The sequence below is a fragment of the Streptomyces kaniharaensis genome (genome assembly GCF_009569385.1).
Taxonomy (GTDB): Bacteria; Actinomycetota; Actinomycetes; order Streptomycetales; family Streptomycetaceae; genus Kitasatospora; species Kitasatospora kaniharaensis.
This window is the reverse complement of the sequence record NZ_WBOF01000001.1, coordinates 886,424-911,884: the sequence shown is the minus strand read 5'-3', so window position 1 is coordinate 911,884 and position 25,461 is coordinate 886,424. Positions and strand designations below refer to the sequence as shown.

The window sequence follows — 25,461 nt, the reverse complement described above, 5'->3', positions numbered from 1 at the left end:
CGTCATGTGAAATGTCACACAATACAAGCGCGAGGGAGAGTGCCGTGATCGAGGACCTGCGGACCGTCGAGCCCCCGGCGCCGCTGCCCGGGACGGAGGGGCTGTTCAGCGTGTCCGCGGACGCGGCGCACCTCAACCACGGCTCGTACGGCGCGGTGCCCGTCCCGGTCCAACGGGTGCAGGAGCGGCTGCGGACCGAGCACGAGCAGGATCCGGACGGCTTCTTCGCCGACCTGCCGGCCCGGGTCGGCGCCGCCCGCGTCCGGATCGCCGCCGAGCTGGGTACCGACCCGGAGCGCCTCGCGCTGGTCGCCAACGTCACCGAGGCGGTCGCGATCGTCCTGGACACCCTCCCGCTCGGGCCCGGCGACCGGATCCTGGTCACCGACCACGGCTACGGCGCGGTCACCAGGGCCGTCGCCCGGCGGGCCGCCGAGACCGGCGCCGAACTCCTCACCGTCCCGGTGCCGTTGGACGCCCCGGACGAATTCGCCGTACGGGACGCCGTGCTGGCCGCGGTCGACGACCGCACCCGGGTCGCCGTCCTCGACCAGATCACCTCGCCCACCGCCCGCCTGTTCGCCGCCCCCGACCTGCTCGCCGCCCTGCGCGGGCGCGGTGTGACCACCGTCGTGGACGGCGCCCACGCGCCCGGCATGCTGCCCGCGCCGGTCGACGAGCACGCCGACTTCTGGTTCGGCAACCTGCACAAGTGGGCCTTCGCCCCGCGCGCCACCGGCGTCCTGTCCGTCCGCCCGGAGTGGACGGACAGGGTGCGCCCGCTCGCGCTCTCCTGGGAGCACGACCGGGGCTACCCGGCGAACGTCGAGTGGCGCGGCACCTGCGACTACACGCCCTGGCTGGCCGCCCCCGCCGGGTTCGAGCTGCTGCGCGGACTCGGCACCGAGCAGGTCGCCGCGCACAACGCCCGGCTCGCCGCCTACGGCCGTCGGGTGCTCGCCGGACGCGCCGGCCTGGAGCCGCTCCCGGCCACGCCCGGGGTGTGGATGAGCACCGTCCGGCTGCCCGCCGGCCGGGGCGAGACCGAGGCGGACGTGCGGGCGGTGATGGCGCAGGTGTGGAAGCGCCTGGCCACCCGGATCGCCGTCCGCCCGTGGACCGGCGGCGGGGTCCTGCGGGTCAGCGCGCAGCTGTACAACCGGCCGCGGGAGTACGAGCGGCTGGCGGACGGCCTCGCGGAACTCCTGAAGGGCTGATCCCGGGCTACTCCGCGGCCGCCCGCAGTTCGGCGAGCAGCTGGTTCCGGTCGGCGAGCAGCCCGGTGAGGATCCGCCGCGCCGACCGGAGCAGGTCGGCGACGTCGCCGCCGGCCAGCGCGTACACCACCGTGCTGCCCTCCCGGGTGGCGGTGACGATGCCGGACCGGCGCAGGACCGCGAGCTGCTGGGACAGGCTGGAGGGCTCGACCTCCAGCTCGGCGAGCAGATCGCGCACCGGCGTCGGCCCGGCCTGGAGCAGCTCCAGGACCCGGATCCGGACGGGATGGCCGAGCATCCGGAAGAACTCGGCCTTGGCCTGGTACAGCGCTACCGCCACGAGGCCCCCCTTCGTTGGTGTCGGTCCGCTCAGATCTCCAGCGCGAGTTCGATGCGCTTGAGCTGGTGGCGGGCCATCGCGAGGTTGGAGCGGCTGCGGGTGAGCGCGAGGAAGAGGAAGAGGCCGCGCCCGGAGGGCGTGGTGATCGGCCGGACCAGGTGGTACTGGCTGGTGAGGCTGATCAGGATGTCCTCGATCTCGTTGTCGTGCAGGTTGAGCATCTCCATCGCGCATTTTGGCGCGGACCACGTCGGTGTTCCCGGCCGCTGCGACGTTGAGGTCGAGCTCGCCGCCGTCGCCGAGGCTGCCGAGCGCCATGCCGCTGCCGTAGTCGACCAGAGCGACGCCGATCGCGCCCTCGATCGTCATGGCCTCCTTGAGGGACGTCTCCAGGTTCGCCATCGTCGGTGTCCTCCCTTGAGTTGGTGGTGAGTTGGTGGCTGTGACGACGAAGGTACGGAGTCCGAGCGGGGATTCACCGGGGATGACCGGAGACGTTCGAAGCTGGCGACATCACGATCACTTGAAGACATTTGCAACTATGGATCTGAGAGAGAACTGATCCGGTGGCGCGAAAAAACGGTGCTATCGATGTCGGTCCTCCCGGGTAACCTCTCGCTGAGATGCGAGACCACACCAACCACACCCGGACGGCGATGAACACCCCCGATCCCGAGCCCCACGACGACCGGGAGCTCAGCCCCGCCGAGGCGTACGCGGCCAGCCGCCGCCGGGCCAGGGAGCAGGCCACCGCCTTCCACGGGTTCCAGCAGCTGTACGACTTCCCGTTGGACGACTTCCAGGTCCAGGCCTGCGAGGCGCTGGAGGCCGGCGAGGGCGTCCTGGTCGCCGCGCCCACCGGCTCCGGGAAGACCATCATCGGCGAGTTCGCCGTCCACCTGGCCCTGCAGTCCGGGCGCAAGTGCTTCTACACGACGCCGATCAAGGCGCTCTCCAACCAGAAGTACGGCGACCTGGTCAAGCGCTACGGCGCCGCCAAGGTCGGCCTGCTCACCGGCGACAACTCCGTCAACGGCGACGCCCCCGTGGTGGTCATGACCACCGAGGTGCTGCGCAACATGCTCTACGCGGGCTCCAGCACCCTCGACGGCCTCGGCTACGTGGTCATGGACGAGGTGCACTACCTCGCCGACCGCTTCCGCGGCGCCGTCTGGGAGGAGGTCATCATCCACCTCCCCGAATCGGTCACCCTCGTCTCGCTCTCCGCGACCGTCTCCAACGCCGAGGAGTTCGGCGACTGGCTGGACACCGTCCGCGGCGGCACCAGGGTGATCGTCTCCGAGCACCGGCCCGTCCCGCTCTGGCAGCACGTGATGGCCGGCAACCGGATGTACGACCTGTTCGCCAACCCCGACCGGGACGGCCGCCCCAAGGACAGCCTGCGCAACCCCGGCAAGGCGGTGAACCCGGAACTCGTCCGGCTCGCCCGCTCCGAACTCGACCGCAACCCGCGCGACCGGTTCGGGCGCGGCCGCGGCCGCAGCATGCCCAACGGCCGCCCCGGACGGGTCTGGACGCCGGGCCGGGTGGACGTCATCGACCGGCTCGACGCCGAGGGCCTGCTGCCCGCGATCACCTTCATCTTCAGCCGGGCCGGCTGCGAGGCCGCCGTCCAGCAGTGCCTCAGCTCCGGCCTGCGGCTCAACAAGGACTCCGAGCGCGCCCAGGTCCGCGCCATTGTCGAGGAGCGCTGCGCCGACATCCCCGACGAGGACCTGCACGTCCTCGGCTACTTCGAGTGGCTGGACGGGCTGGAGCGCGGCATAGCCGCCCACCACGCCGGGATGCTGCCGCGGTTCAAGGAGGTCGTCGAGGAGCTGTTCGTGAAGGGCCTGGTCAAGGCCGTCTTCGCGACCGAGACCCTGGCGCTCGGCATCAACATGCCCGCCCGCTCGGTGGTCATGGAGAAGCTGGTCAAGTGGAACGGTGAGACCCACGCCGACATCACCCCCGGCGAGTACACCCAGCTCACCGGCCGGGCAGGGCGGCGCGGCATCGACGTCGAGGGCCACGCCGTGGTGCTCTGGCAGCGCGGCCTCGACCCGGAGGCGCTGGCCGGCCTGGCCGGCACCCGCACCTACCCGCTCAAGTCCTCGTTCCGGCCGTCCTACAACATGGCCGTCAACCTGGTCTCCCAGTTCGGCCGGCACCGCTCGCGCGAACTGCTGGAGACCTCCTTCGCCCAGTTCCAGGCGGACCGCTCGGTCGTCGGCATCGCCCGCCAGGTCCAGCGCAACGAGGAGGGGCTGGACGGTTACCGCGCGTCGATGACCTGCCACCTCGGCGACTTCGACGAGTACATGGGCCTGCGCCGAGAACTCAAGGAGCGCGAGAACGAACTCGCCCGCGAGGGCAGCAGCCAGCGCCGCGCCGCCGCCATCGAATCCATCGAGCAGCTGAAGCCCGGAGACGTCATCCACGTCCCCACCGGCAAGTTCGCCGGCCTCGCCCTGGTCCTCGACCCCGGCCTGCCGCCGGTCAACCGCTCCGGCCGCGGCGGCCCGCGCCACCCCGACTTCCAGGACGGCCCGCGCCCGGTGGTGCTCACCGCCGAACGGCAGGTCAAGCGGCTCGCCATGATCGACTTCCCGCACCCGGTCGCCGCCATCGAGCGGGTGCGCATCCCGAAGTCCTTCAACCCGCGCAGCCCGCAGTCCCGCCGCGACCTCGCCTCCGCGCTGCGCACCAAGGCCGGCCACCTGGAGCCCGAGCGGTTCCGCCGCGGCCGCGCCGCCGCCGCGGACGACCCGGAGATCACCCGGCTGCGCGCCGACCTGCGCCGGCACCCCTGCCACGGCTGCGACGAGCGCGAGGACCACGCCCGCTGGGCCGAGCGCTACCACCGGCTGCACCGCGACACCGAGCTGCTGGAGCGCAGGATGCGCTCCCGCACGCACACCATCGCCCGCACCTTCGACCGGGTCTGCGCCCTGCTCACCGACCTCGGCTACCTGCAGGGCGACACCGTCACCGACGACGGCAAGCGGCTCGGCCGGCTCTACGGCGAGCTCGACCTGCTCGCCTCCGAGTGCATCCGCGAGGGCGTCTGGAACGGCCTCGCCGCCGCCGAACTCGCCGCCTGTGCCTCGGCGTTGGTGTACGAGGCCCGGCAGGCCGACGACGCCGCCGCGCCCCGGGTGCCGGAGGGCGCCGCGAAGGAGGCGCTCGGCCAGATGGTCCGGATCTGGGGCCACCTGGACGCCCTGGAGGAGCAGCACCGGATCAACACCGCCGAGGGCGTCGGCCAGCGCGAGCCCGACCTGGGCTTCGCCTGGGCCGCCTACCGCTGGGCGCTCGGCCACAACCTGGACCAGGTCCTGCGCGACGCCGACATGCCGGCCGGCGACTTCGTCCGCTGGACCAAGCAACTGATCGACGTGCTCGGCCAGATCCAGGACGCGGCCGGCGAGGACGTCGAGCTGCGCAGGACCGCCCGCAAGGCGGTCGACGGCCTGCGCCGCGGCATCATCGCCTACTCGTCGGTGGGCTGATCACGTACCGGAGGGCCCGCACGCGCAGCTTGGGTTCTAGGAGTCGTTGCAACACCCCAGTTCAGGGGATGCATTGGACTTCGAGATCCGCAAGGACCGGACGGCCCAGGGGCCTGTGAAGCTGCGCCGGGAACGGGAGGCATACTCCCGGCTCATGCAGCAGGGCTACACGAACACCGAGGCGTGCCGGATCGTCGGCATCGCCCGCCGGACCGGCCAGAAGTGGCGTCACGGCCGCGGAGCCGAGCAGCGGCAGAAGGCGGCACCACCGATTCGCATGGTGGTGCCGCCTTCCGGTGTCTCCCGGTATCTGAGCGAGGACGAGCGGATCCACATCGCCGACCGGCTGCGGGAGAAGGCCACCGTGCGGGCCATCGCCGCGGAGCTGGGCCGCAGTCCGTCCACCATCAGCCGGGAGATCCGCCGCAACCGCACCGAGGGCACTCGCGGGCAGTGGCACTACCGTCCGCACGCCGCCCAGGCCAGGGCGGACGCTCGCCGGCCCCGCCCCAAGGCCCGCAAGATCACCGAGAACCCCGAGCTGCACGCCGCCGTCCAGGCGATGCTGGACGAGCAGTGGAGCCCGGAGCAGATCTGCCACGCTCTACGTCGACAGTTCCCCGACCGGCCGGAGATGCACGTGGTCCACGAGACCGTCTACCAGGCGCTCTACGTCCAGGGCCGCGGCGAGCTGCGGCGCGAGCTCGCCGGTGCCCTGCGCTCAGGCCGGGCCCGCCGCAGGCCCCAGCGGCAGGCCAACTGCCGGCGTTCCCGCTTCACCGACCCGATGGTCATGATCAGCGAGCGCCCCGCCGAGGCCGAGGACCGGGCCGTCCCCGGCCACTGGGAGGGCGATCTGATCCTCGGCAAGGAGCACAAGTCCGCGATCGGCACCCTGGTCGAGCGTTCGACCCGCTACGTGATGCTGCTGCACCTGCCCGGCGACCACACCGCCGAGACCGTCCGCGACGCCCTAGTGGCCACCGCCCGGACACTCCCGGTCCAGCTGAAGCGGTCCCTGACCTGGGACCAGGGCAGCGAGATGGCCAGGCACGCGGAGTTCAGCCTGGCCACCGACATCCCGGTCTACTTCTGCGACCCGGCCAGTCCCTGGCAGCGCGGCTCCAACGAGAACACGAACGGCCTGCTGCGGCAGTACTTCCCCAAGGGCACCGACCTGTCGGTCCACACGCCCGAGCACCTGGCCGCCGTCGCCGACCAGCTCAACCGCCGCCCACGCAAAACGCTCGGCTGGGAAACCCCAGCCGAGCGTCTGGCTAAACTCCTCGCGGCCTAGACAACCGACCACGTGTTGCAACGACCACTAGAAACCGCCCAGAGGCGTGCGGGCCCTCCGGGCGTTGCTCAGCGGGCGGCCAGGGACTCCAGGACGCGGTCCAGGGAGGTGCCGAGGCCCCAGCGGGTGGAGAGTTCCTCCAGGGTCATCGGGTCCAGTGGCTCGTGCGGCAGCGTCGGGTCGAAGTCCGGCAGCGGCGCGTCGTCGGCGACGCGGACCACCTTCGGGGCGATGTCGAGGTAGGCCGCGCCCTCGACGATGTTGCGGCGGCGGGCCGGGGTGAGCTTCGAGCCGATGTCGAGGGCGGCGGCCCGGATGCCGGCGAGATCCCCGTACTCGTTGATCAGCTGGGCCGCGGTCTTCTCGCCGATGCCCTTCACCCCGGGCAGGCCGTCGGACGGGTCCCCGCGCAGGGCGGCCATGTCGGCGTACTGGGCGCCGCGCACGCCGTACTTCTCCAGCAGCAGCGCGTCGTCGGTGACCTGCAGGTTACCCATGCCCTTGACCGGGTAGAGCACGGTGATCCGGCGGGCATCGTCCACGAGTTGGAACAGGTCGCGGTCGCCGGTGACGATCTGGACCGGGCCGGTCGCCCGGGCGGTGAGGGTGCCGATCACGTCGTCCGCCTCGTAGCCGGGGGAGCCGACCCGGGCGATGCCGAGCGCGTCCAGCACCTGCTCGATCACCGGGACCTGCGGGGCGAGCGTGTCGGGCACGTCCTCCTCGCCGTCCTCGGCGGCCTCGGCGACCCGGTGGGTCTTGTACGAGGGCACCAGGTCCACCCGCCACTGCGGGCGCCAGTCGGCGTCCATACAGGCGACCAGCTGGTCGGGGCGGTGGTCGTGGACCAGCCGGGCGATGAAGTCCAGCAGGCCGCGGACGGCGTTGACCGGCTCGCCCTGCGGGGATCGCAGGGTGTCCGGCACGCCGAAGTAGGCCCGGAAGTACAGGCTGGCGGAGTCGAGCAGCATCAGTCGCGGTGCGGTCACGCCTCAGATCATGCCGTACCGGGGCGAGGGACCGCCGGTTCTCAGTGCTCGTGCGGGCCCGCGCGGTGCACCGGGCCGTGCGCGTCCGCACAGTGCTCGGCGGCCAGGTCGCCGCGGGCCGCGATCTGCAGCAGCGCGCCCGCCTCGTCCTCGCCGACGTGGTCCACCTGGAGCGTGCTGTGGGTGATCCCGTACTCGCCGGCCAGCCGGCGCTGGAGTTCGCGACGCACGGCGTGGCAGTCCCCGCCCGGGGTGACCAGGATGTGCGCGGACAGGGCCGGCTGGCCGGAGGTGATCTCCCAGATGTGCAGGTCGTGGATCTCCTCGACCAGCGGCTGGGTGACCAGCCGGTCGGCCACCTCGTCCGGGTCGATCCCGGCCGGGGCGGCCTCCAGGAAGATCCGCGCGGAGTCCCGGACCAGCCCGACGCCGGCCCTGAGCATCAGGGCGACGACGATTAGCGAGGCGATCGCGTCGGCCCGGACGAAGCCGGTGGTCAGCATCACGACACCGGCGACGGCGGTGGCGATGAACGCGTACAGGTCGGTGAGCACGTGCTGGAAGGCGCCCTCGACGTTCAGCGAGCTGCGGTTGGCCTTCGACATGCACCAGGCGGCCGCGAGGTTGACGACGATCCCGACCAGCGCGGTGACCAGCACCAGCGAGCCTGTGACCGCCGGCGGCTCGACCAGCCGGGTGATCGCCTCGTAGCCCAGCCAGGCGGACAGGACCAGCAGGGTCACGCCGTTGGCCTGCGCGGAGAGGATCTCGGCGCGCTTGAGCCCGTAGGTGTAGCCGCCGCGGGCAGGGCGGGCGGCGAGCCGCATCGCGACCAGCGCCAGGACGATCGACGCGGCGTCGGTGAGCATGTGTGCGGCGTCGGAGATCAGGGCCAGCGACTTCGCGGCGAAGCCGACCACGACCTCGCCGGCCATGAAGGCGACGATCAGGGCGAGCGCGCTGACCAGCCAGCGGCGGTCGGCGTCGGCGGCGACACCGTGCGAGTGGCCGCCGTGGCCGTGGGAGTGCCCGTTGCCACCGTGGGAGTGCCCATGGTCATGCGCATGATCATCGTGGTGGTGCTCGTGCCCGGCCATCGAAGTCCTCTCTGGACGCACGGGTGGGAAGGGGCGGGCGCTACGGCCCCGCACCCGAAGTGAACCGCAGATCGGACGAAGATCCAAAGGCTGCACTGGTGACCGTTGTCGTTGCCGTTGCGCGACCGTGCCGATGACCGGGTCCACCGGCGCTCCGCGGCCGGTCGCCGCTACCCCAGCGCCACGGCGTCCAGCTGCGCCGCCGTCGCCGCCCGCACGAGGGCCTGCATCACCCGCAGGTCGTCGCCCTGCTCCGGGTGCCACTGCACGCCCAGCGTGAAGCCCGGCCCCTCCACGGCCTCCACCGTCCCGTCCGGGGCGTGCGCGGAGACCCGCAGCCCCGCGCCGAGCCGGTCGACCGCCTGGTGGTGGAAGGTCGGCACGTCCAGTTCGCTCTCCGGCAGCAGACCGCCGAGGAGCGTCCCGGGCACCGGCCGCACCGGGTGGGTCCCGTACTTCCCGGGGGTGCCCCCGTGCACGTCCGCCGCGACGACGTCCGGCAGGTGCTGCACGAGCGTCCCGCCGCACACGACGTTGAGCACCTGCATGCCCCGGCAGATCCCCAGCAGCGGAATGCCGGCCGCGAGGGCGCCCCGCAGGAGCGCGGTCTCCCAGACGTCGCGCTCCGGCGAGTCGACCTCGGTGCGCGGGTGCGGGGCCGAGCCGTAGAAGGCGGGGTCGAGGTCGGGCCCGCCCGCGATGACGAGGGCGTCGAGCCGGGCGAGGACGTCGGGCGCGCGTTCGGGGGCGTCGGGCGGGAGGAGGACGGCGATGCCGCCGGAGTCCTGGACGTAGGCGGTGTACCGCTCGGGCACGAGTGCCGCCCGGCGGTCCTGCCAGTCGCCCCAACTCGCGTCCACCAGGTAGGTGCTGACGCCGATGAAAGGCCTGCGATCCATGGCGCGCATTCTCCTCCGGTGCCGCCTGATCCACCGTCAATCACGCATGTCGGCGCGCCACACGCGCCCGCCCTCTTCCGCGCCGCGAGTCGCAGGCCGTACGGTTCGCTGTGACCGCCTGATCTCGAAGAGTGATCGAGGAGAAGGGTTTCCGTCACCATGTCCGAGAACGCCGCCACCGCGGGTTCGTCGCCGCGGGCGCCGCTCACCCTGGACGAGCTGCGCACCATGGTCGACGCCGGCGAGGTGCACACCGTCGCGCTCGCCTTCACCGACATGCAGGGCCGCCTGCAGGGCAAGCGGTTCGCCGCCCGTTTCTTCCTCGACGAGGTCGTCGAGAACGGCGCCGAGGCCTGCGACTACCTCCTCGCGGTGGACGTCGATCTGAACACCGTGGACGGCTACGCCTTCTCGTCCTGGGCGACGGGCTACGGCGACTTCGCGATGCGCCCGGACCTCGGCACCCTCCGCCTGACGCCCTGGCAGCCGGGCACGGCCCAGGTGACGGCCGATCTGGCCAGGCACGGCGGCCACCCGGTGGACGCGGCGCCGCGGCAGCTGCTGCGCCGGCAGATCGCGCGGCTGGCGGAGTACGGGCTGGCCGCGGACATCGGTACGGAGCTGGAGTTCCTGGTGTTCCGGGATACCTACGAGCAGGCCTGGTTGAACGGCTACCGCGGCATGACTCCGGCGAACCTGTACAACGTCGACTACTCGATGCTGGGGACGGCCCGGGTGGAGCCGCTGCTGGCGCGCATCCGCAACGAGATGGCGGGCGCGGGCCTGACCGTGGAGTCGGCCAAGGGCGAGTGCAACCCGGGGCAGCACGAGATCGCGTTCCGCTACGCGGACGCGCTCACCACCTGCGACCAGCACAGCGTCTACAAGACGGGCGCGAAGGAGATCGCCGCCCAGCAGGGCTGCGCGCTGACCTTCATGGCCAAGTACGACGAGCGCGAGGGCAACAGCTGCCACATCCACCTGTCGCTGCGGGACGCGGTGGGTGCGCCGGCCTTCGCCGACCGGGACGGCCGGATGACCGACACGATGCGGCACTTCCTGGCGGGCCAGCTGGTGGCGCTGCGCGAGTTCTGCCTGCTGTACGCGCCGAACATCAACTCCTACAAAAGGTACCGCCCGGGCTCGTTCGCGCCGACGGCGGTCGCCTGGGGCCGGGACAACCGCACCTGCGCCTACCGCGTGGTGGGCCACGGGCCGGGCCTGCGCATGGAGAACCGAGTGCCGGGCGGTGACGTCAACCCCTACCTGGCGGTGGCGGGCATGATCGCGGCCGGTCTTTACGGCCTCCAGCAGAAGCTGGAGCTGCCCGCGCCGTGCCTGGGCAACGCGTACGCCGTCGAGGAGTACGCCCGGGTGCCCGGCTCGCTGCGGGAGGCGGCGAGCCTGTGGGCGGAGAGCGAGCTGGCCCGGGCGGCGTTCGGTGACGACGTGGTGGAGCACTACCTGAACATGGCCCGGGTCGAGCAGTCCGCGTACGACGGGGCCGTCACCGACTGGGAGCGCTACCGCTCCTTCGAACGGATGTGAGGCCGATGACCGAGAAGCACGCCGCGAAGGGCGACGCGGTCTGCCGCCGGCTGGTAGGCCGCACCGCCGTGATCACCGGCGCGGGCAGCGGCATCGGCCTGGCCGCCGCCCGCCGGCTCGCCTCCGAGGGCGCGAAGGTGGTGTGCGCGGATCTGGACGAGGAGGCCGGACGGGCGGCGGCGAAGGAGGTCGGCGGCCTGTTCGTGCACACCGACGTCACCGACCCGTACATGGTGGAGGCGCTGTTCGACGAGGCCTACGAGACGTACGGCAGCGTGGACGTGGCCTTCAACAACGCGGGCATCTCGCCGCCGGAGGACGACTCGATCCTGACCACCGGCCTGGAGGCGTGGCGCCGGGTGCAGGAGGTCAACCTGACCTCCGTCTACCTGTGTTGCAAGGCGGCGCTGCCGTACATGCGGCGGCACGGGCGCGGTTCGATCATCAACACGGCGAGTTTCGTGGCCCGGATGGGCGCGGCGACCTCGCAGATCTCGTACACCGCGTCGAAGGGCGGGGTGCTGGCGATGTCCCGCGAACTGGGCGTGCAGTTCGCCCGGGAGGGCATCCGGGTCAACGCGCTGTCACCGGGGCCGGTGGACACTCCGCTGCTGCGCGAGCTGTTCGCCAAGGACCCGGAGCGGGCCGCCCGCCGGCTGGTGCACATCCCGCTGGGGCGGTTCGCGCGGCCGGAGGAGATCGCCGCCGCGGTGGCGTTCCTGGCGAGCGACGACTCCTCGTTCATCACGGCGAGCGAGTTCCTGGTGGACGGCGGCATCGCCGGGGCCTACGTGACGCCGGTGTAGGCCGAGGCGTGCGCTGCTCGCCGCAAGGTGGGCTTCTCACCGTAATCTCATACGGAAGTACGGGAATTAGCGGTTGCTCTGATATCGCGTTTATCCGGCTGCCCTTAGATTCTCCGGTGTGAGCGAGCAGATTCCCGCCGGGTGGTACCCGGACCCGAAGGACACCGGCAGCGACCCGAGGCCGCAGCGCTGGTGGGACGGCAAGGGCTGGACGGCCAGCACCCGGCCCGCACCCTCGGACGCCCCGACGCCGGAGCCCCCGGCGGCCGCGGATCCGGGGCCGGCGGCGGCCGACGGGCCCGAGCCGGCGGCCGACGGGCCGAAGGTGCTGGAGGGCGAGGTGCTGGAGAGCGGGACGGTCCGCTACCCGGAGCCGCCGCCGTTCGGCGCCGCGTACGGCGCCGCCGTGCCGCCGCCGGCCAAGGCCCGGCGCAGGCCGTCCAAGCTGGTGATCGCGACCGCCCTGGCGGCGGTGCTGGGCCTCGGCGTCGGCTCCGGGGTCACGTACCTGGTGATGGACGGCCGCGACGGCGACCGCCCGCACCGCTCGGCCAAGCACCAGGCACCGCCGTGGGACGAGAACGGCCCGTGGAACGGCCTCCCCGGTCTCGGCGGCGACAACGGCGGCGACGGCAGCAACGGGGACGGCGGCAACGGGGACGGCGGCAACGGCGGCGGGAACGGAAAGAACAAGGGCAAGCGTGCCGGCAGCGCGATCGACCTGGTGAACCGGATCACCCTGCCCGTCCCGTCCGGCTGGGAGGGCAGCCACACCTCCGACGGCTTCGCGTCGATCAGCGTGGGCTCGTACACCTGCGCGGACGGCAAGGACAGCTGCACGCTCGGCGGCGTGATCACCGGCCGGATCGACGGCGGCGGCTCGGACGTCGCGGCGGCGGCCAAGGCCGACATCGACAAGGCGGCCAAGGAGGCCTACGGCGACGTCACCGGGCACCAGGAGCTGAAGTCCGAGGCGGTCAAGGTGGCCGGCAAGGACGGCTACCTGGTCCGCTGGAAGGTGGACGCGTCGAAGGGCAACAACGGCTACGTGCAGACCGTGGTCTTCCCGTCCTCCAACGGCAAGACGCTGGTCTCGGTGCACTTCGGCTTCGACATCGCCGACAAGGCGCCGGACCTCGGCCTGATGGACACCATCCTCAAGGGCATCGGCGACTACAAGGGCAAGCTGCCCCCGATCCCGCTCCCCGACACCGGCTCGGGCGGCACCACCACCACCTGAGCGGGGCGCTCCTCACGAAGACGGCGGCCCACCCGGAACCCCCGGGTGGGCCGCCGCCGTTCGCCCGCCGCCGTTTACGTGGGACGGGAAGTCCGGACGGGACGCCCGGACGGCAAGCACCGGGGCCGGACCGGACGGCGGTGTGCCGGTCCGGCCCGGCGCCCGGCGCTCAGGAGTCGCGTCGAACAGCCTCGACGCGACGGCGCCGGAGCACCATGCCGGCCCAGCCGACGCCGATCGCGGCGGCGCCGGCGAGCAGCAGCGGGCCGGTGGCCGAGGTGCCGACGGCCGCGGAGGCGGTCGGGACCATGACACCGGCGGGGGAGTCGGGGTCGCCGCCGTGGCCGTGGTGGGCGACCGTGGACTTCGGCGCGTCGGCCGCGATCTGCGCGTCGCTGGGCGCGGCCGGGGCCTGCGCGGAGACCGGCCCGGCACCCTTGGCGGAGACCGGCCCGGCACCCTTGGCGGAGGCTTGGCCGAAGTCGACGTCGGAGCAGCTGTAGAACGCCTCCGGGCTGTCGCTGCGCTGCCAGATCATGTACAGCAGCTGGCGGCCGGTGCGCTGCGGCAGGGTGCCGGAGTAGGTGTAGTACCCGTTGGGGGCGGTGCGGCCGACCTGTACCTGGGCGACCGGCGTCGGTTCGAGGTCGGACCACTTCAGCGGCTGCGTGGGGTCGTAGCCCTGCTTGGTGATGTAGACGGTCTGGATGCCGAGGTGCGGCGCGGTGGCACGGAACTTGAAGGTGAACGAGCCCGCGGTGACGGCGGTGGCAGGCCAGTCGGTGCGCGGCCAGTCCAGGGCCTGGTACTTGTCCCGGTTGGCCGAGCAGAGCTTGCCGTCCGGGATCAGCGCCCGGTGGTTGCCGTCGGCGTCGGCGATGTTGACCTCGTTCCAGTCGTAGAGCGGCTGGGTGCCGCTCGCCGCGACGAGGTCCTTGCAGACCTGGGAGACGGGGTGTTCCGGGCCTTCGGCGTAGCAGGCGGCGATCCGGCTGACGGGGTTGGTCATCGTGCCGTGGGCGTCGGCGGTGCCGGCGGTGGATGCGGCCACCGCGAGGAGCGCGGCGCCGACCACGCCGACGGACAGGGCACTTCGCTTGAGGGACATGGGGTGGGGACTCCTTGACCGTCGTTCCGGGCGGGTGTGGGGGAGCGGACACGCCTGCCCGCCCGGGGCCGTCGGCCCGGATCGCGGACCCCCAGCGAGCGTATGAGTGGTCTGGACCACATGGCAATAGACCTGCGCGGTCCGCCTCTTGACGGACTGTAGGTGATCGGAAAACGCAAAGGCCCGACGAGGCGCCGGAGTTAGGCGCGTCATCGGGCCCTCTTAAGGCGCTGGAAAGGTCAGAGGCTCAGGCCGTGGATCGTGTGGGCCTGGACGACCTTGCCCTCCACCCTGGCGTTGCCGCTGATCTCGTTGTGCACGGATCCCGCCGCCTGCTCGGGCCGCTTCTGGGCGAACTCGTCCAGAATCCCCTGGAGTCGGGTCGCAACCTGCGGGTCGCGAAGCGCCCGGCGCAGCCGGCGCTCCCATTCGGCCTGCGCGCCCCGGGCGGCGGACTCGTCGCCGTTCTCCGCCGCCTCGACGAGCTCCTCCCGCGTCTCCTCCAGCTCCTCCGCCACGTCCGCCTCGCGACCCCGGCCGAACAGGGCGGCGAACCGCGGCTTGACCTGCGACCAGGCCTCGTTGACCATCAGTCCGACCAGAGCGGACGCTCCCGACGCTGCCAGCTGCACGATCTCGGCTTCCATGCCGCTCCCTTGACGCTCCGTGGTGTCCGAACCACCGTAGGGCACCGGGGCCCGGCCGGTCAGAGAAAAGTCCTACCCTCACCCCGGTAGGTCGGAACGGTCCGGACGATCCGGTCGCCCTCGATCAGGTGCAGTTCGGCGAAGCGCTCGCACAGTTCGCCCGCCTTGGCGTGCCGGAACCAGACCCGGTCGCCGATCAGCAGGTCGTCCGCGGTGGCGCCGAGCAGCGGGGTCTGCACCTCGCCGGCGCCCTCCATCGGGTCGTAGCGCAGCCCTTCCGGCAGGTACGGCACCGGCGAGCGGTCCGGTCCGGCCGCGCCGGAGGCCGGGTAGCCTCCCCCGAGCACCGTCACCACGCCGACGCCGGGGCGGCGCACCACCGGCTGGCCGAACAGCGCGGCCGGACGGCCCCGGAACGCGCGGTAGTCGTCGAACAGCCGCGGCAGGTACAGCCCGGAGCCGGCCGCCACCTCGGTGACGGCCCGCTCGGCCGCGGTGGTCTCAACGCTGCCGGTGCCGCCGCCGTTGACGAACTCCAGCTCGGCCACCTGCCGAAGCCGCCGGACCACGGCCGCGCGCCGTTCGGCCAGTTCCGTCCGGGCCCTGGCCTGCATCAGCCGGATCAGCTGCGAGCGCACCGGCCGACCGGGCACCCGGTCGCCCACCCCGGCGACGTGCCCCTCGTACGCCATCAGGCCGACCACGCGGAAGCCCCGGCGCCGCTGGACGAGTTCGGCGAAGGCGCCGAGGTCCTCGGGCGTGCGCAGCGGGGAGCGGCGGGCGCCGACCCGGACGCGTCCGCCGAGCAGGTGCAGCGCGGTGTCCAGCTCCAGGCAGACCCGTACCTCGGCGTCGCCGGCGCGGGCCCGGTCGATCAGGTCGAGCTGCGCGGGGTCGTCGAGGACGACGGTGATCTCGCGGGCGAGCTCCGGGTCGGCGGTCAGCTCGGCGAAGCCGGCCCGGTCGGTGGAGGGGTAGGCCAGCAGGACGTCGCGCAGGCCGGTGCGGGCCAGCCAGAGCGACTCGTCGAGGGTGAAGCTCATCACCCCGGCGAAGCCGTCCGTCGCCAGCGCCCGTTCCAGCAGGGCCCGGCAGCGCACCGACTTGCTGGCCACCCGGATCGGCTTGCCGCCCGCCCGGCGGACCAGGTCGGCGGCGTTGGCGTCGAAGGCGGCGAGGTCGACGACGGCCACCGGCCCGTCCAGGTGCGCGGTGGCCCGGTCGTACCGGGCGCGGTCGGTGACCGGGGTGACGGCGGGGGCGGGTTCGAGCATCACCATGCGCGAAGGCTGTCACACCCGGCTACCCGTGGGTAGACCCCGCGTGCACGTATGTGGGGCCGGCGGTGTGCGGTGGCATAGGGTCGGCCGGGTGGACCGCAAAGACTTCTCCGACCCGGCGTTCGTCGGCAAGAGCATCCCCGACCCCGGCTTCGCCGGCGACGACGGCACCGCCGACCCGGCGCTGACCGCGGCGCTCGCCCGCTGGTCGCAGGACCGCGCGGCCGCGCCCGAGGTGCTGGCGGCGCTCACCCCGACCCGGCTGATGGTCCCGATCGTCGCCCTCCTCGGCGAGGTCGAGGTGGACGAGCACGGGCACAAGCACGACAAGACCAGCGACATGGCGGTGCCGGTGCTGGAGGCCCCGGACGGGCGCCGCGCGCTGCCGGCCTTCACCTCGCTGGAGGCGCTCGCCCGCTGGCGGGCCGACGCCCGCCCGGCGCCGGTGGCCGCCCCGCAGGCCGCGATGGTCGCCTACTCCGAGCAGGCCGACACCCTGCTGATCGACCCGGCCGGCCCGGTGCCGTACCAGCTGAGCGGTGCCCGGCTGCGCGCCCTCGCCGAGAACCGGCCGTACCTGCCGCCGGTGCACGACCCGGAGGTGCGCGAGGCGGTCCGGGCGCTGCTGGCGGCCGAGCCGCAGGTGGTGACCGGCCTGCTGGCGCCGTCGGAGGGTGCGGACGGGGTGCTCGCGGTGGTGTTCGACCCGGCGCTGGACCAGCCGGGCCTGCAGGCGGCGGCGCAGCGGGTCGGGCAGGCCGTGGCGGCGGATCCGGTGCTGCGGGTCCGGCTCGACCGGGGCCTGGACCTGGCGGTGCTGCCGGCGACCGCGCAGCTGCCCGGCGAGCCGCTGTACCGGCGCTGAGACGACGGAACGCCCCTCTCCCGGCCCGGGAGAGGGGCGTTCCGGCAAAAGAAGCCAGACGATCGGACGATCAGGCGTAGACCGGCCCGGTGAACTTCTCGCCCGGGCCCGCGCCCGGCGCGTCCGGGACGATGGAGGCCTCGCGGAAGGCCAGCTGGAGCGAACGCAGGCCGTCGCGCAGCGGGGCGGCGTGGAAGTTGCTGATCTCCGGCGCGCCGGCGGTGACCAGCCCGGCCAGCGCGGTGATCAGCTTGCGGGCCTCGTCGAGGTCCTTGTCCTTCTCGCCGCCCTCGGCCAGGCCGCACTTGACCGCGGCGGCGCTCATCAGGTGCACCGCGACGGTGGTGATCACCTCGACGGCCGGGACCTCGGCGATGTCCCGGGTCAGGTCGTCGAAGCCGATCGCGTCGTCGTCCGCGCCGGGGGTCTGGGTGGGCTCGCTGCTCAAGGGGGGCTCGTTCCGTCGTGCCGGTGTCCGTACCCCTGGAGCGTACAAGGGGGTGCGCGGAGGGGCGGAATAGCGTTCGACCCCCCGGCGCTGTATGCTTCGAGACTGACCGGCCGGGATTCCGTATGGGCTCCTGGCCAGCAAGTGGAGGCTCCACTCAGGAGGCCCGAGAGGGCAACCGCGAAAGTCTCCCACCTGATCGGCCTCGCGGTCGACGGGTCCGGTCCGCGACGGGCGCCACAGCGCCGAGTCGCCGCAGCGCCCCTGATCGGGCGCCGCCCCCGGTTATGTGGAGCCCCGCTTGTACCGAGCGGGGCTTTTTTCGTGTCGCGGTGCACGCGGTGTCGGCAGGTGCCGAGCAGCGCAGCACGAATGAAGCCCCGCCCAGTGGTCGAGTCCACTACGTGCGACCGCCGTCCGACGGCCGCATCGCAGAAGGTGCAACCGAGGAGGCCCCATCAGCACCGAGCCCCGCATCAACGACCGGATTCGCGTCCCGGAGGTGCGACTCGTCGGTCCCAGCGGCGAGCAGGTCGGCATCGTGCCGCTTGCCAAGGCGCTGGAGCTCGCGCAGGAGTACGACCTCGACCTGGTCGAGGTCGCGGCGACCGCCCGGCCGCCGGTGTGCAAGCTCATGGACTACGGCAAGTTCAAGTACGAGTCGGCCATGAAGGCCCGTGAGGCGCGCAAGAACCAGGCGCACACGGTCATCAAGGAGATGAAGCTCCGGCCGAAGATCGACCCGCACGACTACGACACCAAGAAGGGTCACGTCGTCCGGTTCCTCAAGCAGGGCGACAAGGTCAAGATCACGATCATGTTCCGCGGTCGTGAGCAGTCCCGCCCCGAGCTGGGCTTCCGTCTGCTGCAGCGGCTCGCCGACGACGTCCAGGAGCTGGGCTTCGTCGAGTCCTCGCCGAAGCAGGACGGCCGTAACATGATCATGGTTCTTGGCCCCCACAAGAAGAAGACCGAGGCGATGGCCGAGGCCCGCGCCGCAGCGGACGCCCGCAAGGCCGAGCGCCAGGGCCGGACCACCGGCTCCGACGCCGCCGAGGTGACCGAGGCGCAGGACGCTCCGGCCGAGGCGACGGCCGTCGAGGCCGACGCTCCGGTCGAGCAGCCGGCCGCCTCCCAGGGCGCCTGAGCCTTCACCGGCCAGGGCAGTCCGGGAGACCGGCCCCAGGGTGAACGGGCGTCCCGCCCGGTCACGCAGATCCATCCAGTTCACGCCCGCGTGGCGCAGGCCGCGCGGGCGCGGACAGGACCGACGAGGAGATACGGCGAAATGCCGAAGCAGAAGACGCACAGTGGCGCCAGCAAGCGCTTCAAGATCAGTGGCTCTGGCAAGGTGCTGCGCGAGCGCGCCGGCCGCCGCCACCTCCTGGAGCACAAGCCCTCGACGCTGACCCGCAAGCTGGCCGGGACGATCGAGATGGCCCCCGCTGACGCCAAGAAGATCAAGAAGCTTCTCGGCAAGTGATCGCCTTCCCGCCCGGCGTGAGCCGTGAGCGGGGCAGCTGATCCTTCCCGACCCATTCGAATGACGGACCACGTGAAGTAGTCCGTGGTCCAACCCAAGGAGTAATCAAGTGGCACGCGTCAAGCGGGCAGTCAACGCCCACAAGAAGCGCCGGGTCATCCTGGAGCGCGCCAGCGGCTACCGTGGCCAGCGTTCGCGCCTGTACCGCAAGGCCAAGGAGCAGGTCACCCACTCGCTGGTCTACAACTTCAACGACCGCAAGAAGCGCAAGGGCGACTTCCGTCAGCTGTGGATCCAGCGCATCAACGCTGCGGCCCGTGCCAACGGCATCACCTACAACCGCTTCGTGCAGGGCCTGAAGGCCGCCAGCGTCGAGATCGACCGCAAGATGCTGGCCGACCTGGCCGTCAACGACCCGGGCGCGTTCGCCTCGCTGGTCGAGGTCGCCCAGAAGGCGCTGCCGGCCGACGTCAACGCCCCCAAGGCTGCCGCCGACGCCGCCTGATCTCGCGATCAGCCGAGCTCTGACCGGACCCGCAGGCTCCCTGCGGGTCCGGTTCTGCGTTCACCCGTCCTCCAGCGCCCCAGAGAACGAGACCATGCCGAGCACCGACACCCCCCTGCTCACCTCCCTGCGCTCGCCGCGCGTCGTCGCGGCCCGCCGACTCGCCAAGCGGAACCAGCGCACCAAGGAGCGCCGCTTCCTGGCCGAGGGCCCGCAGGCCGTCCGGGAGGCCGTCGCCTTCGGCAGGCTGCCGGGCTCGGCCGAGCACGCCGTGGTCGAGGTGTACGTGACCCCGGAGGCCGCCGAGCGGCACGCCGGCATCGTCGACTCCGCGCTCGCCGAGGGCCTGCCGGTGCTCACCGCCACCGACGAGGTGATCGCCGGGATCTGCGACACGGTGACCCCGCAGGGCATCGTGGCGCTCTGCCGCTTCATCGACACCCCGTTCGCCGAGGTGCTCAGGGCCCGCCCGAAGCTGGTCGCGGTCCTCGCCCACGTCCGCGACCCCGGCAACGCCGGCACCGTGCTGCGCACCGCCGACGCGGCCGGCGCGGACGCCGTGGTGCTCACCGACGCCTCCGTGGACCTGTACAACCCGAAGGCCGTCCGGGCCTCCGTCGGCAGCCTGTTCCACGTGCCGGTCGCGGTCGGCGTGCCGGTCGAGGAGGCGGTGGGGCAACTGCGCGCGGCCGGGATCCGGGTGCTCGCCGCGGACGGCGCGGGCGAGCGGGACCTCGACCAGGAACTCGACGAGGGCACCCTCGGCGCGCCCGGAGCGTGGGTGTTCGGCAACGAGGCGTGGGGACTTCCGGAGGAGACCCGCGCGCTCACCGACGAGGTCGTGCGCGTCCCGATCCACGGGCACGCCGAGAGCCTCAACCTGGCCACGGCCGCCGCCGTCTGCCTGTACGCCTCGGCCAGGGCGCAGCGGTCGCCCGGCGGGTGTCGCTCGAACGGCTGAGTGCGCGTCGAGCGCCGCCCGAGAAGTCGGCTTCGCCACGCCGTGGGCCCTACTGCGGGGCGCACGGAGGCGCTAGGGTCTGCCTCGGTGGGGGGAACGGCACGGTGGGTAATCGGGGAGGGCACCCATGGTCGGCAGCGGGCCAGAGTTCGACCCGGACGACCTGCCGGACGGCCTGGTGGTCGCCGACGCGCTGGGCCGGGTGGTCTGCTTCAACCGGGCCGCGGCCCGGCTCACCGGCGTGCTCGCGCAGGCCGCTCTGGGCTGCGCGCTGGAGGACGTCCTCCCACTGGAGGACCTGGACGGGCGCCGCTGGTGGCAGCTGACCGACCCGTACGGCGGTCTGGCGATCCGCACGCGCCAGCCGGAGCGCAACCTGCTGCTGCCCGGCGGCCGTGAGGTGCTGGTCTCCGCCCGGTACGTGCGGGCGGTGCCGCAGGGCCCGCTGGAGCGGCTGGTGATCGCCCTGCGCGGCACCGAGGCCCGGCGCCGCACCGAGCGCAGCCACGCCGAGCTGATCGCCACTGTCGCGCACGAGCTGCGCTCGCCGCTGACCAGCGTCAAGGGCTTCACGGCGACGCTGCTGGCCAAGTGGGAGCGGTTCACCGACGGGCAGAAGCGGCTGATGCTGGAGACCGTCGACGCCGACGCCGACCGGGTCACCCGGCTGATCGCCGAACTGCTCGACATCTCCCGGATCGACGCCGGCCGGCTGGAGCTGCGCAAGCAGGTCGTCGACCTGGCCGCCGCGGTGCGCCGGCACGTCGAGCGCAAGGTCGCCACCGGCATCCCCGAGGACCGCTTCGACATCCGGATCACCGAGCCGCTGACCGTCCTGTGGGCCGACCCGGACAAGGTCGACCAGGTGCTCGCCAACCTGCTGGAAAATGCGGTGCGGCACGGCGAGGGAACTGTCACCATCGAGGTGGCACCGGCCAAGGAGGTCGTCGAGGCGCCCGTCTGGGAGCGCTCCGGCACCCCGCCCCGCATCGTGGAAGGCACAGCGGTCACCGTGAGCGACGAAGGTAGCGGCATCCCCGAGGAGTCGATGCCGCGCGTCTTCACCCGCTTCTGGCGCGGCTCGAAGCGCGGCGGCACGGGCCTCGGCCTCTATATCGTGAAGGGCATCGTGGAGGCCCACGGCGGCTCGATCCGCGTCGATCGCGCCCCCGGCGGCGGCGCCCGGTTCCGATTTATCCTGCCCGCCGGGGTGCCCGACTTCATGCTCTGACATCGCGAACGACGAGCAGAGCAGCCTGTAGGTCGGTACCGGGCGGGCTTCGCGGCAGTCGCGCTACGCGCTGCGACTACACTCGACCTTTGGCGTTGCGCAACGCCCTGCGCGGCCTGTGCCGCGGACACCTCTCCCGTTAGCCCTCTGGTCTCCCCGTGAGCCCTCCGGTGGACGGAGACCGGCTGCCCGTGCCCCGGCCACGCCGGCGGGACGCGGTGGGCCCCTCCTGCCCGTGACGGGCGGGGAACGGGCCCCACACACCGGAGCACGGACGAGCAGGAGCACGGGAAAGATAGAGATGTCGGCACCCAACAAGTCGTACGACCCGGTCGAGGTCGAGGCCCTCAAGCCCGAGGTGGTGGAGCAGGCGCGGGACGAGGCCATCGCCGCCTTCGCCGCCGCCAGCACGCTCGACGAGCTGAAGCAGGCCAAGGTCGCCCACACCGGCGACCGCTCCGCGCTCTCCCTCGCCAACCGCGAGATCGGCGCCCTGCCCCCGCACGCCAAGGCCGCCGCCGGCAAGCTGATCGGTCAGGCCCGCGGGGCCGTCAACCAGGCCCTCGCCAAGCGCCAGGCCGAACTGGAGGCGGAGCGCGACGCCCGCGTGCTGGTCGAGGAGGCGGTGGACGTCACGCTGCCGTACGACCGCACCCCGCGCGGCGCCCGGCACCCGCTGACCACGCTGGCCGAGCGCATCGAGGACACCTTCGTCGCGATGGGCTACGAGGTCGCCTCCGGCCCCGAGGTCGAGGCCGAGTGGCTCAACTTCGACGCCCTCAACCTGCACGAGGACCACCCGGCCCGCTCGATGCAGGACACGTTCTGGGTCCAGGCCCCGGACGGCTCCGCCGACTCCGGCGTGGTCCTGCGCACCCAGACCTCCCCGGTGCAGATCCGCACCATGCTCGACCGCGAGCCCCCGCTGTACGCGATCAGCCCCGGCCGGGTCTACCGGACCGACGAGCTGGACGCCACCCACACCCCGGTCTTCCGTCAGGTCGAGGGCCTCGCGGTGGACGAGGGCATCACCTTCGCCGACCTCAAGGGCACCATCGAGGTGCTGGTCGAGAAGCTGATCGGCGGCCACCTGGAGCTGCGCTGGCGGCCCTCGTACTTCCCGTTCACCGAGCCGTCGGCCGAGGTCGACCTGCAGTGCTTCGTGTGCCACGGCGAGAGCGTCGGCAACCCGGACCGTCCGTGCCGCACCTGCTCCTCCGAGGGCTGGATCGAGCTCGGCGGCTGCGGTGTCGTCAACCCGCGCGTGCTGGTCGCCTGCGGCGTCGACCCGGACCGCTACAGCGGGTTCGCCTTCGGCCTGGGCCTGGAGCGGATCCTGATGAATCGTCACAACGTCGCCGACATGCGCGACATGGTCGAGGGTGACGTGCGCTTCACCCTCCCGTTCGGGATGGAGATCTGATGCGCGTCCCGCTTTCCTGGCTGCGCGAGTACGTCGACCTGCCGGCCGGCGAGACCGGTCGTGACGTCGCCGAGCGCCTCGTCCGGGCCGGCCTGGAGGTCGAGACCGTCGAGCAGCTCGGCGGCGACCTCAAGGGCCCGCTGGTGGTCGGCGAGGTGCTCTCCATCGAGGAGCTCACCGGCTTCAAGAAGCCGATCCGGCACTGCTTCGTCAACGTCGGCGACGCCAACGGCACCGGCGAGCCGCAGGAGATCGTCTGCGGCGCCACCAACTTCGCGGTCGGCGACAAGGTCGTGGTCGTCCTCCCGGGTGCCGTGCTGCCCGGCCCGTTCCCGATCGCGGCCCGCCAGACCTACGGCCACACCTCGGCCGGCATGATCTGCTCCACCCGCGAGCTGGGCATGGGCGACGACCACGGCGGCATCCTCGTGCTGCCGCCCGAGTACGAGCCCGGCACCGACGCGATCGAGCTGCTCCAGCTCGTCGACGAGGTGCTCGACATCGCCGTCACCCCGGACCGCGGCTACTGCCTGTCCATGCGCGGCGTCGCCCGCGAGGCCGCCGCCGCGTACGGGCTGCCGCTGGCCGACCCGGCGCTGCTCGACGTGCCGCCGGCCAACTCCTTCGGCTACGCGGTCAAGGTCAACGACCCGGCCGGCTGCGACCGCTTCGTCGCCCGCACCGTCGTCGGCGTCGACCCCGACGCCAAGTCCCCGATCTGGCTCCAGCGCCGCCTCCAGAAGGCCGGCATCCGCCCGATCTCGCTGACCGTCGACATCACCAACTACGTGATGCTGGAGGTCGGCCAGCCGCTGCATGCCTACGACAAGCAGCGTGTCGACGGCACCATCGTGGTCCGCCGGGCGGAGGAGGGCGAGACCCTCACCACCCTCGACGGCGTGAAGCGCAAGCTCTCCACCGAGGACCTGCTGATCTGCGACGACAGCGGCCCGATCGGCCTGGCCGGTGTCATGGGCGGCGCCTCCACCGAGATCCTCGACCCGGCCGCCGGCCCGGGCACCACCGAGGTGATCATCGAGGCCGCGCACTTCGACCCGGTCGCCATCGCCCGCTCCGCCAAGCGGCACAAGCTGCCCTCCGAGGCGTCCAAGCGCTTCGAGCGCGGCGTCGACCCGGAGGCCGCCCGCGCCGCCGCGCAGCGCGCCGTCGACCTGCTGGTCCTGATCGCCGGCGGCACCGCCGAGGCCGGGGTCACCGACATCGCCGCCCCGCACCCGGTGCGCACCATCACCATCGCCGCCGACCTGCCGGACCGGGTCGCCGGCACGGAGTACGGCCGCGAGACCGTCACCCGGCGCCTGCAGGAGATCGGCTGCACGGTCGCCGGCGCCGACCTGCTGGAGGTCACCCCGCCGACCTGGCGCCCCGACCTCACCGACCCGTACGACCTCGCCGAGGAGGTCATCCGGCTGGAGGGCTACGACAACGTCCCCGCCCGGATGCCCAACGTGCCGCCGGGCAAGGGCCTGACCGAGGCCCAGCGCACCCACCGCCGGATCGGCGTCGCACTGGCCGGGGCCGGCTACGTCGAGGTCAACAACTACCCGTTCCTCGGCGAGGCCGCCTTCGAGGCGCTCGGCCTGGAGGCGGACGACCGGCGCCTGCGCACGGTCAAGCTGGTCAACCCGCTCAACGACGAGGAGCCGGCGCTGCGCACCACGCTGCTGCCGGGCCTGCTCGGGGCGCTGCGTCGCAACATCGGCCGCGGCAACACCGACCTGGCGATCTTCGAGACGGGCACCGTCTTCCTGCCCAAGGACGAGCTCACCGTCGCTCCGCGTCCGGCCGTCGACCGCCGGCCGAGCAACGAGGAACTCGCCGCGCTGAACGCCGCGCTGCCGGACCAACCGCGCCGGGTCGCCGTCGCCCTCGCGGGCGAGCGGCTGCCGTCCGGCTGGTGGGGCAAGGGTGCCGGGGCCTCCTGGGCGGACGCCGTCGAGGCGGCCCGCACGGTCGCCCGCGCGGCCGGCGTCGAGCTGGCGGTCCGCCAGGGCCAGCTGGCGCCCTGGCATCCGGGCCGCTGCGCCGAGCTGGTCGTCGCCGGCACCGACCGGGTCGTCGGCCACGCCGGCGAGCTGCACCCGCGCGTCGTCAAGGCGCTCGGGCTGCCGGCCCGCACCGCCGCGATGGAGATCGACGTCGACCTGCTCACCGCCGACGGTGCCGAGAAGGTCAGCGGCCCGGTCGTCTCGGGCTTCCCGGTGGCGACCCAGGACGTCGCGCTGATCGTCGACACCGCCGTCCCGGCTGCCGAGGTGGAGGCCGCGCTGCGCTCCGGCGCGGGCGAACTGCTGGAGGACATCCGGCTGTTCGACGTCTTCACCGGCGAGCAGGTCGGCGAGGGCAAGAAGTCTCTGGCCTACGCGCTGCGCTTCCGCGCCACCGACCGCACCCTGACCGCCGACGAGGCCACCGCCGCCCGCGAGGCCGCCGTCGCCGAAGCCGTCACCCTCACCGGCGCCGTCCTGCGCGGCGCCTGACCCCGTACGGCCCCACGGGCCCCGCTCGGACCTCGGTCCGGGCGGGGCCTTCGCGTTTCCCTGC

At 72.7% G+C, this 25,461-nt stretch carries 22 protein-coding genes and 1 pseudogene; 14 read left to right on the top strand and 9 right to left on the bottom strand.

The window, feature by feature from the left end:
* Positions 1-44 precede the first annotated feature (44 nt).
* Positions 45-1,217, top strand: coding sequence for an aminotransferase class V-fold PLP-dependent enzyme (locus F7Q99_RS04130; RefSeq protein WP_326846241.1), 1,173 nt, complete (start codon positions 45-47; stop codon positions 1,215-1,217).
* Positions 1,218-1,224: 7 nt separating this feature from the next.
* On the opposite strand, the gene F7Q99_RS04125 is transcribed toward F7Q99_RS04130, so the two are convergent.
* A complete protein-coding gene (locus F7Q99_RS04125) occupies positions 1,225-1,557 on the bottom strand; it encodes an ArsR/SmtB family transcription factor (RefSeq protein WP_326846240.1) in 333 nt (110 codons plus the stop codon).
* 29 nt (positions 1,558-1,586) lie between these two features.
* A pseudogene (locus tag F7Q99_RS04120) lies at positions 1,587-1,959 on the bottom strand (hypothetical protein).
* A 254-nt stretch (positions 1,960-2,213) separates the two neighbouring features.
* On the opposite strand from F7Q99_RS04120, the gene F7Q99_RS04115 reads away from it, so the two are divergent.
* Both F7Q99_RS04115 and F7Q99_RS04110 read left to right on the top strand, forming a co-directional pair.
* Positions 2,214-5,069 (top strand): DEAD/DEAH box helicase, encoded by a 2,856-nt coding sequence (locus F7Q99_RS04115; protein WP_153465778.1) that lies wholly within the window; start codon positions 2,214-2,216, stop codon positions 5,067-5,069.
* A gap of 73 nt (positions 5,070-5,142) precedes the next feature.
* Entirely contained in the window at positions 5,143-6,366 is a 1,224-nt protein-coding gene (locus F7Q99_RS04110; RefSeq protein ID WP_153460101.1) for an IS30 family transposase, read from the top strand.
* Between the two features lie 68 nt (positions 6,367-6,434).
* On the opposite strand, the gene F7Q99_RS04105 is transcribed toward F7Q99_RS04110, so the two are convergent.
* From F7Q99_RS04105 to F7Q99_RS04095, 3 genes are all read right to left on the bottom strand, one after another.
* Positions 6,435-7,337 (bottom strand): 5'-3' exonuclease, encoded by a 903-nt coding sequence (locus F7Q99_RS04105; protein ID WP_153465777.1) that lies wholly within the window; start codon positions 7,335-7,337, stop codon positions 6,435-6,437.
* A gap of 59 nt (positions 7,338-7,396) precedes the next feature.
* On the bottom strand, positions 7,397-8,452 hold the full coding sequence (locus F7Q99_RS04100) for a cation diffusion facilitator family transporter (RefSeq protein ID WP_153460100.1): 1,056 nt from the start codon (positions 8,450-8,452) through the stop codon (positions 7,397-7,399).
* Positions 8,453-8,622: 170 nt separating this feature from the next.
* Entirely contained in the window at positions 8,623-9,351 is a 729-nt protein-coding gene (locus F7Q99_RS04095) for a gamma-glutamyl-gamma-aminobutyrate hydrolase family protein (protein WP_153460099.1), read from the bottom strand.
* Between the two features lie 159 nt (positions 9,352-9,510).
* On the opposite strand from F7Q99_RS04095, the gene F7Q99_RS04090 reads away from it, so the two are divergent.
* The 3 genes from F7Q99_RS04090 to F7Q99_RS40310 all read left to right on the top strand — a co-directional run bounded on the left by F7Q99_RS04090 (position 9,511) and on the right by F7Q99_RS40310 (position 12,945).
* Positions 9,511-10,899 (top strand): glutamine synthetase family protein, encoded by a 1,389-nt coding sequence (locus F7Q99_RS04090; protein ID WP_153460098.1) that lies wholly within the window; start codon positions 9,511-9,513, stop codon positions 10,897-10,899.
* 5 nt (positions 10,900-10,904) lie between these two features.
* The gene (locus F7Q99_RS04085) at positions 10,905-11,705 is read left to right on the top strand and encodes a 3-oxoacyl-ACP reductase (protein ID WP_153460097.1); all 801 of its coding nucleotides are present in this window, start codon (positions 10,905-10,907) and stop codon (positions 11,703-11,705) included.
* Positions 11,706-11,823: 118 nt separating this feature from the next.
* Positions 11,824-12,945: a DUF2510 domain-containing protein gene (locus F7Q99_RS40310; protein WP_326846239.1), complete on the top strand. Its 1,122-nt coding sequence runs from the start codon at positions 11,824-11,826 to the stop codon at positions 12,943-12,945.
* A 169-nt stretch (positions 12,946-13,114) separates the two neighbouring features.
* Here F7Q99_RS40310 and F7Q99_RS04075 read toward each other — a convergent pair whose 3' ends face one another.
* From F7Q99_RS04075 to F7Q99_RS04065, 3 genes are all read right to left on the bottom strand, one after another.
* Entirely contained in the window at positions 13,115-14,053 is a 939-nt protein-coding gene (locus F7Q99_RS04075) for a lytic polysaccharide monooxygenase auxiliary activity family 9 protein (protein WP_153460096.1), read from the bottom strand.
* A gap of 239 nt (positions 14,054-14,292) precedes the next feature.
* Positions 14,293-14,700, bottom strand: coding sequence for a hypothetical protein (locus F7Q99_RS04070; protein WP_153460095.1), 408 nt, complete (start codon positions 14,698-14,700; stop codon positions 14,293-14,295).
* A 59-nt stretch (positions 14,701-14,759) separates the two neighbouring features.
* Positions 14,760-15,980 carry an alanine racemase gene (locus F7Q99_RS04065; RefSeq protein ID WP_230210150.1) on the bottom strand — a complete coding sequence of 407 codons (1,221 nt, stop codon included), beginning with the start codon at positions 15,978-15,980 and terminating at the stop codon, positions 14,760-14,762.
* 91 nt (positions 15,981-16,071) lie between these two features.
* Here F7Q99_RS04065 and F7Q99_RS04060 point away from each other — a divergent pair, with 91 nt between their 5' ends.
* The gene (locus F7Q99_RS04060; RefSeq protein ID WP_326846238.1) at positions 16,072-16,845 is read left to right on the top strand and encodes an SseB family protein; all 774 of its coding nucleotides are present in this window, start codon (positions 16,072-16,074) and stop codon (positions 16,843-16,845) included.
* Between the two features lie 70 nt (positions 16,846-16,915).
* Here F7Q99_RS04060 and F7Q99_RS04055 read toward each other — a convergent pair whose 3' ends face one another.
* Entirely contained in the window at positions 16,916-17,293 is a 378-nt protein-coding gene (locus tag F7Q99_RS04055) for a DUF1844 domain-containing protein (RefSeq protein WP_153460094.1), read from the bottom strand.
* Positions 17,294-17,750: 457 nt separating this feature from the next.
* On the opposite strand from F7Q99_RS04055, the gene infC reads away from it, so the two are divergent.
* The 7 genes from infC (at position 17,751) to pheT (ending at position 25,397) form a co-directional block, all read left to right on the top strand.
* Complete coding sequence (gene infC, locus F7Q99_RS04050; protein ID WP_326847173.1) at positions 17,751-18,440, top strand: translation initiation factor IF-3; 690 nt, start codon at positions 17,751-17,753, stop codon at positions 18,438-18,440.
* A gap of 141 nt (positions 18,441-18,581) precedes the next feature.
* Positions 18,582-18,776: a 50S ribosomal protein L35 gene (rpmI, locus tag F7Q99_RS04045; protein ID WP_153460093.1), complete on the top strand. Its 195-nt coding sequence runs from the start codon at positions 18,582-18,584 to the stop codon at positions 18,774-18,776.
* A 109-nt stretch (positions 18,777-18,885) separates the two neighbouring features.
* The gene (gene rplT / locus F7Q99_RS04040; protein WP_030055649.1) at positions 18,886-19,281 is read left to right on the top strand and encodes a 50S ribosomal protein L20; all 396 of its coding nucleotides are present in this window, start codon (positions 18,886-18,888) and stop codon (positions 19,279-19,281) included.
* 94 nt (positions 19,282-19,375) lie between these two features.
* Positions 19,376-20,242 (top strand): TrmH family RNA methyltransferase, encoded by an 867-nt coding sequence (locus F7Q99_RS04035; RefSeq protein ID WP_153460092.1) that lies wholly within the window; start codon positions 19,376-19,378, stop codon positions 20,240-20,242.
* A gap of 127 nt (positions 20,243-20,369) precedes the next feature.
* The gene (locus F7Q99_RS04030; RefSeq protein WP_153460091.1) at positions 20,370-21,473 is read left to right on the top strand and encodes a sensor histidine kinase; all 1,104 of its coding nucleotides are present in this window, start codon (positions 20,370-20,372) and stop codon (positions 21,471-21,473) included.
* A 301-nt stretch (positions 21,474-21,774) separates the two neighbouring features.
* The gene (gene pheS, locus F7Q99_RS04025) at positions 21,775-22,896 is read left to right on the top strand and encodes a phenylalanine--tRNA ligase subunit alpha (RefSeq protein ID WP_153460090.1); all 1,122 of its coding nucleotides are present in this window, start codon (positions 21,775-21,777) and stop codon (positions 22,894-22,896) included.
* The gene (gene pheT / locus F7Q99_RS04020) at positions 22,896-25,397 is read left to right on the top strand and encodes a phenylalanine--tRNA ligase subunit beta (protein WP_153460089.1); all 2,502 of its coding nucleotides are present in this window, start codon (positions 22,896-22,898) and stop codon (positions 25,395-25,397) included. The genes pheS and pheT overlap by 1 nt, the downstream gene beginning before the upstream one ends.
* Positions 25,398-25,461 lie beyond the last annotated feature (64 nt).

Bases quoted from the DNA above. Each gene is read 5' to 3' on its own strand.
- F7Q99_RS04070 (WP_153460095.1), bottom strand. From the start codon at position 14,700: ATGGAAGCCGAGATCGTGCAGCTGGCAGCGTCGGGAGCGTCCGCTCTG.
- F7Q99_RS04115 (WP_153465778.1), top strand. From the start codon at position 2,214: ATGAACACCCCCGATCCCGAGCCCCACGACGACCGGGAGCTCAGCCCC.
- pheS (WP_153460090.1), top strand. From the start codon at position 21,775: ATGTCGGCACCCAACAAGTCGTACGACCCGGTCGAGGTCGAGGCCCTC.
- F7Q99_RS04030 (WP_153460091.1), top strand. From the start codon at position 20,370: ATGGTCGGCAGCGGGCCAGAGTTCGACCCGGACGACCTGCCGGACGGC.
- F7Q99_RS04100 (WP_153460100.1), bottom strand. From the start codon at position 8,452: ATGGCCGGGCACGAGCACCACCACGATGATCATGCGCATGACCATGGG.
- F7Q99_RS04065 (WP_230210150.1), bottom strand. From the start codon at position 15,980: ATGGTGATGCTCGAACCCGCCCCCGCCGTCACCCCGGTCACCGACCGC.
- F7Q99_RS04075 (WP_153460096.1), bottom strand. From the start codon at position 14,053: ATGTCCCTCAAGCGAAGTGCCCTGTCCGTCGGCGTGGTCGGCGCCGCG.
- F7Q99_RS04090 (WP_153460098.1), top strand. From the start codon at position 9,511: ATGTCCGAGAACGCCGCCACCGCGGGTTCGTCGCCGCGGGCGCCGCTC.
- F7Q99_RS04095 (WP_153460099.1), bottom strand. From the start codon at position 9,351: ATGGATCGCAGGCCTTTCATCGGCGTCAGCACCTACCTGGTGGACGCG.
- F7Q99_RS04085 (WP_153460097.1), top strand. From the start codon at position 10,905: ATGACCGAGAAGCACGCCGCGAAGGGCGACGCGGTCTGCCGCCGGCTG.
- F7Q99_RS04035 (WP_153460092.1), top strand. From the start codon at position 19,376: ATGCCGAGCACCGACACCCCCCTGCTCACCTCCCTGCGCTCGCCGCGC.
- F7Q99_RS04105 (WP_153465777.1), bottom strand. From the start codon at position 7,337: ATGCTGCTCGACTCCGCCAGCCTGTACTTCCGGGCCTACTTCGGCGTG.
- pheT (WP_153460089.1), top strand. From the start codon at position 22,896: ATGCGCGTCCCGCTTTCCTGGCTGCGCGAGTACGTCGACCTGCCGGCC.
- rpmI (WP_153460093.1), top strand. From the start codon at position 18,582: ATGCCGAAGCAGAAGACGCACAGTGGCGCCAGCAAGCGCTTCAAGATC.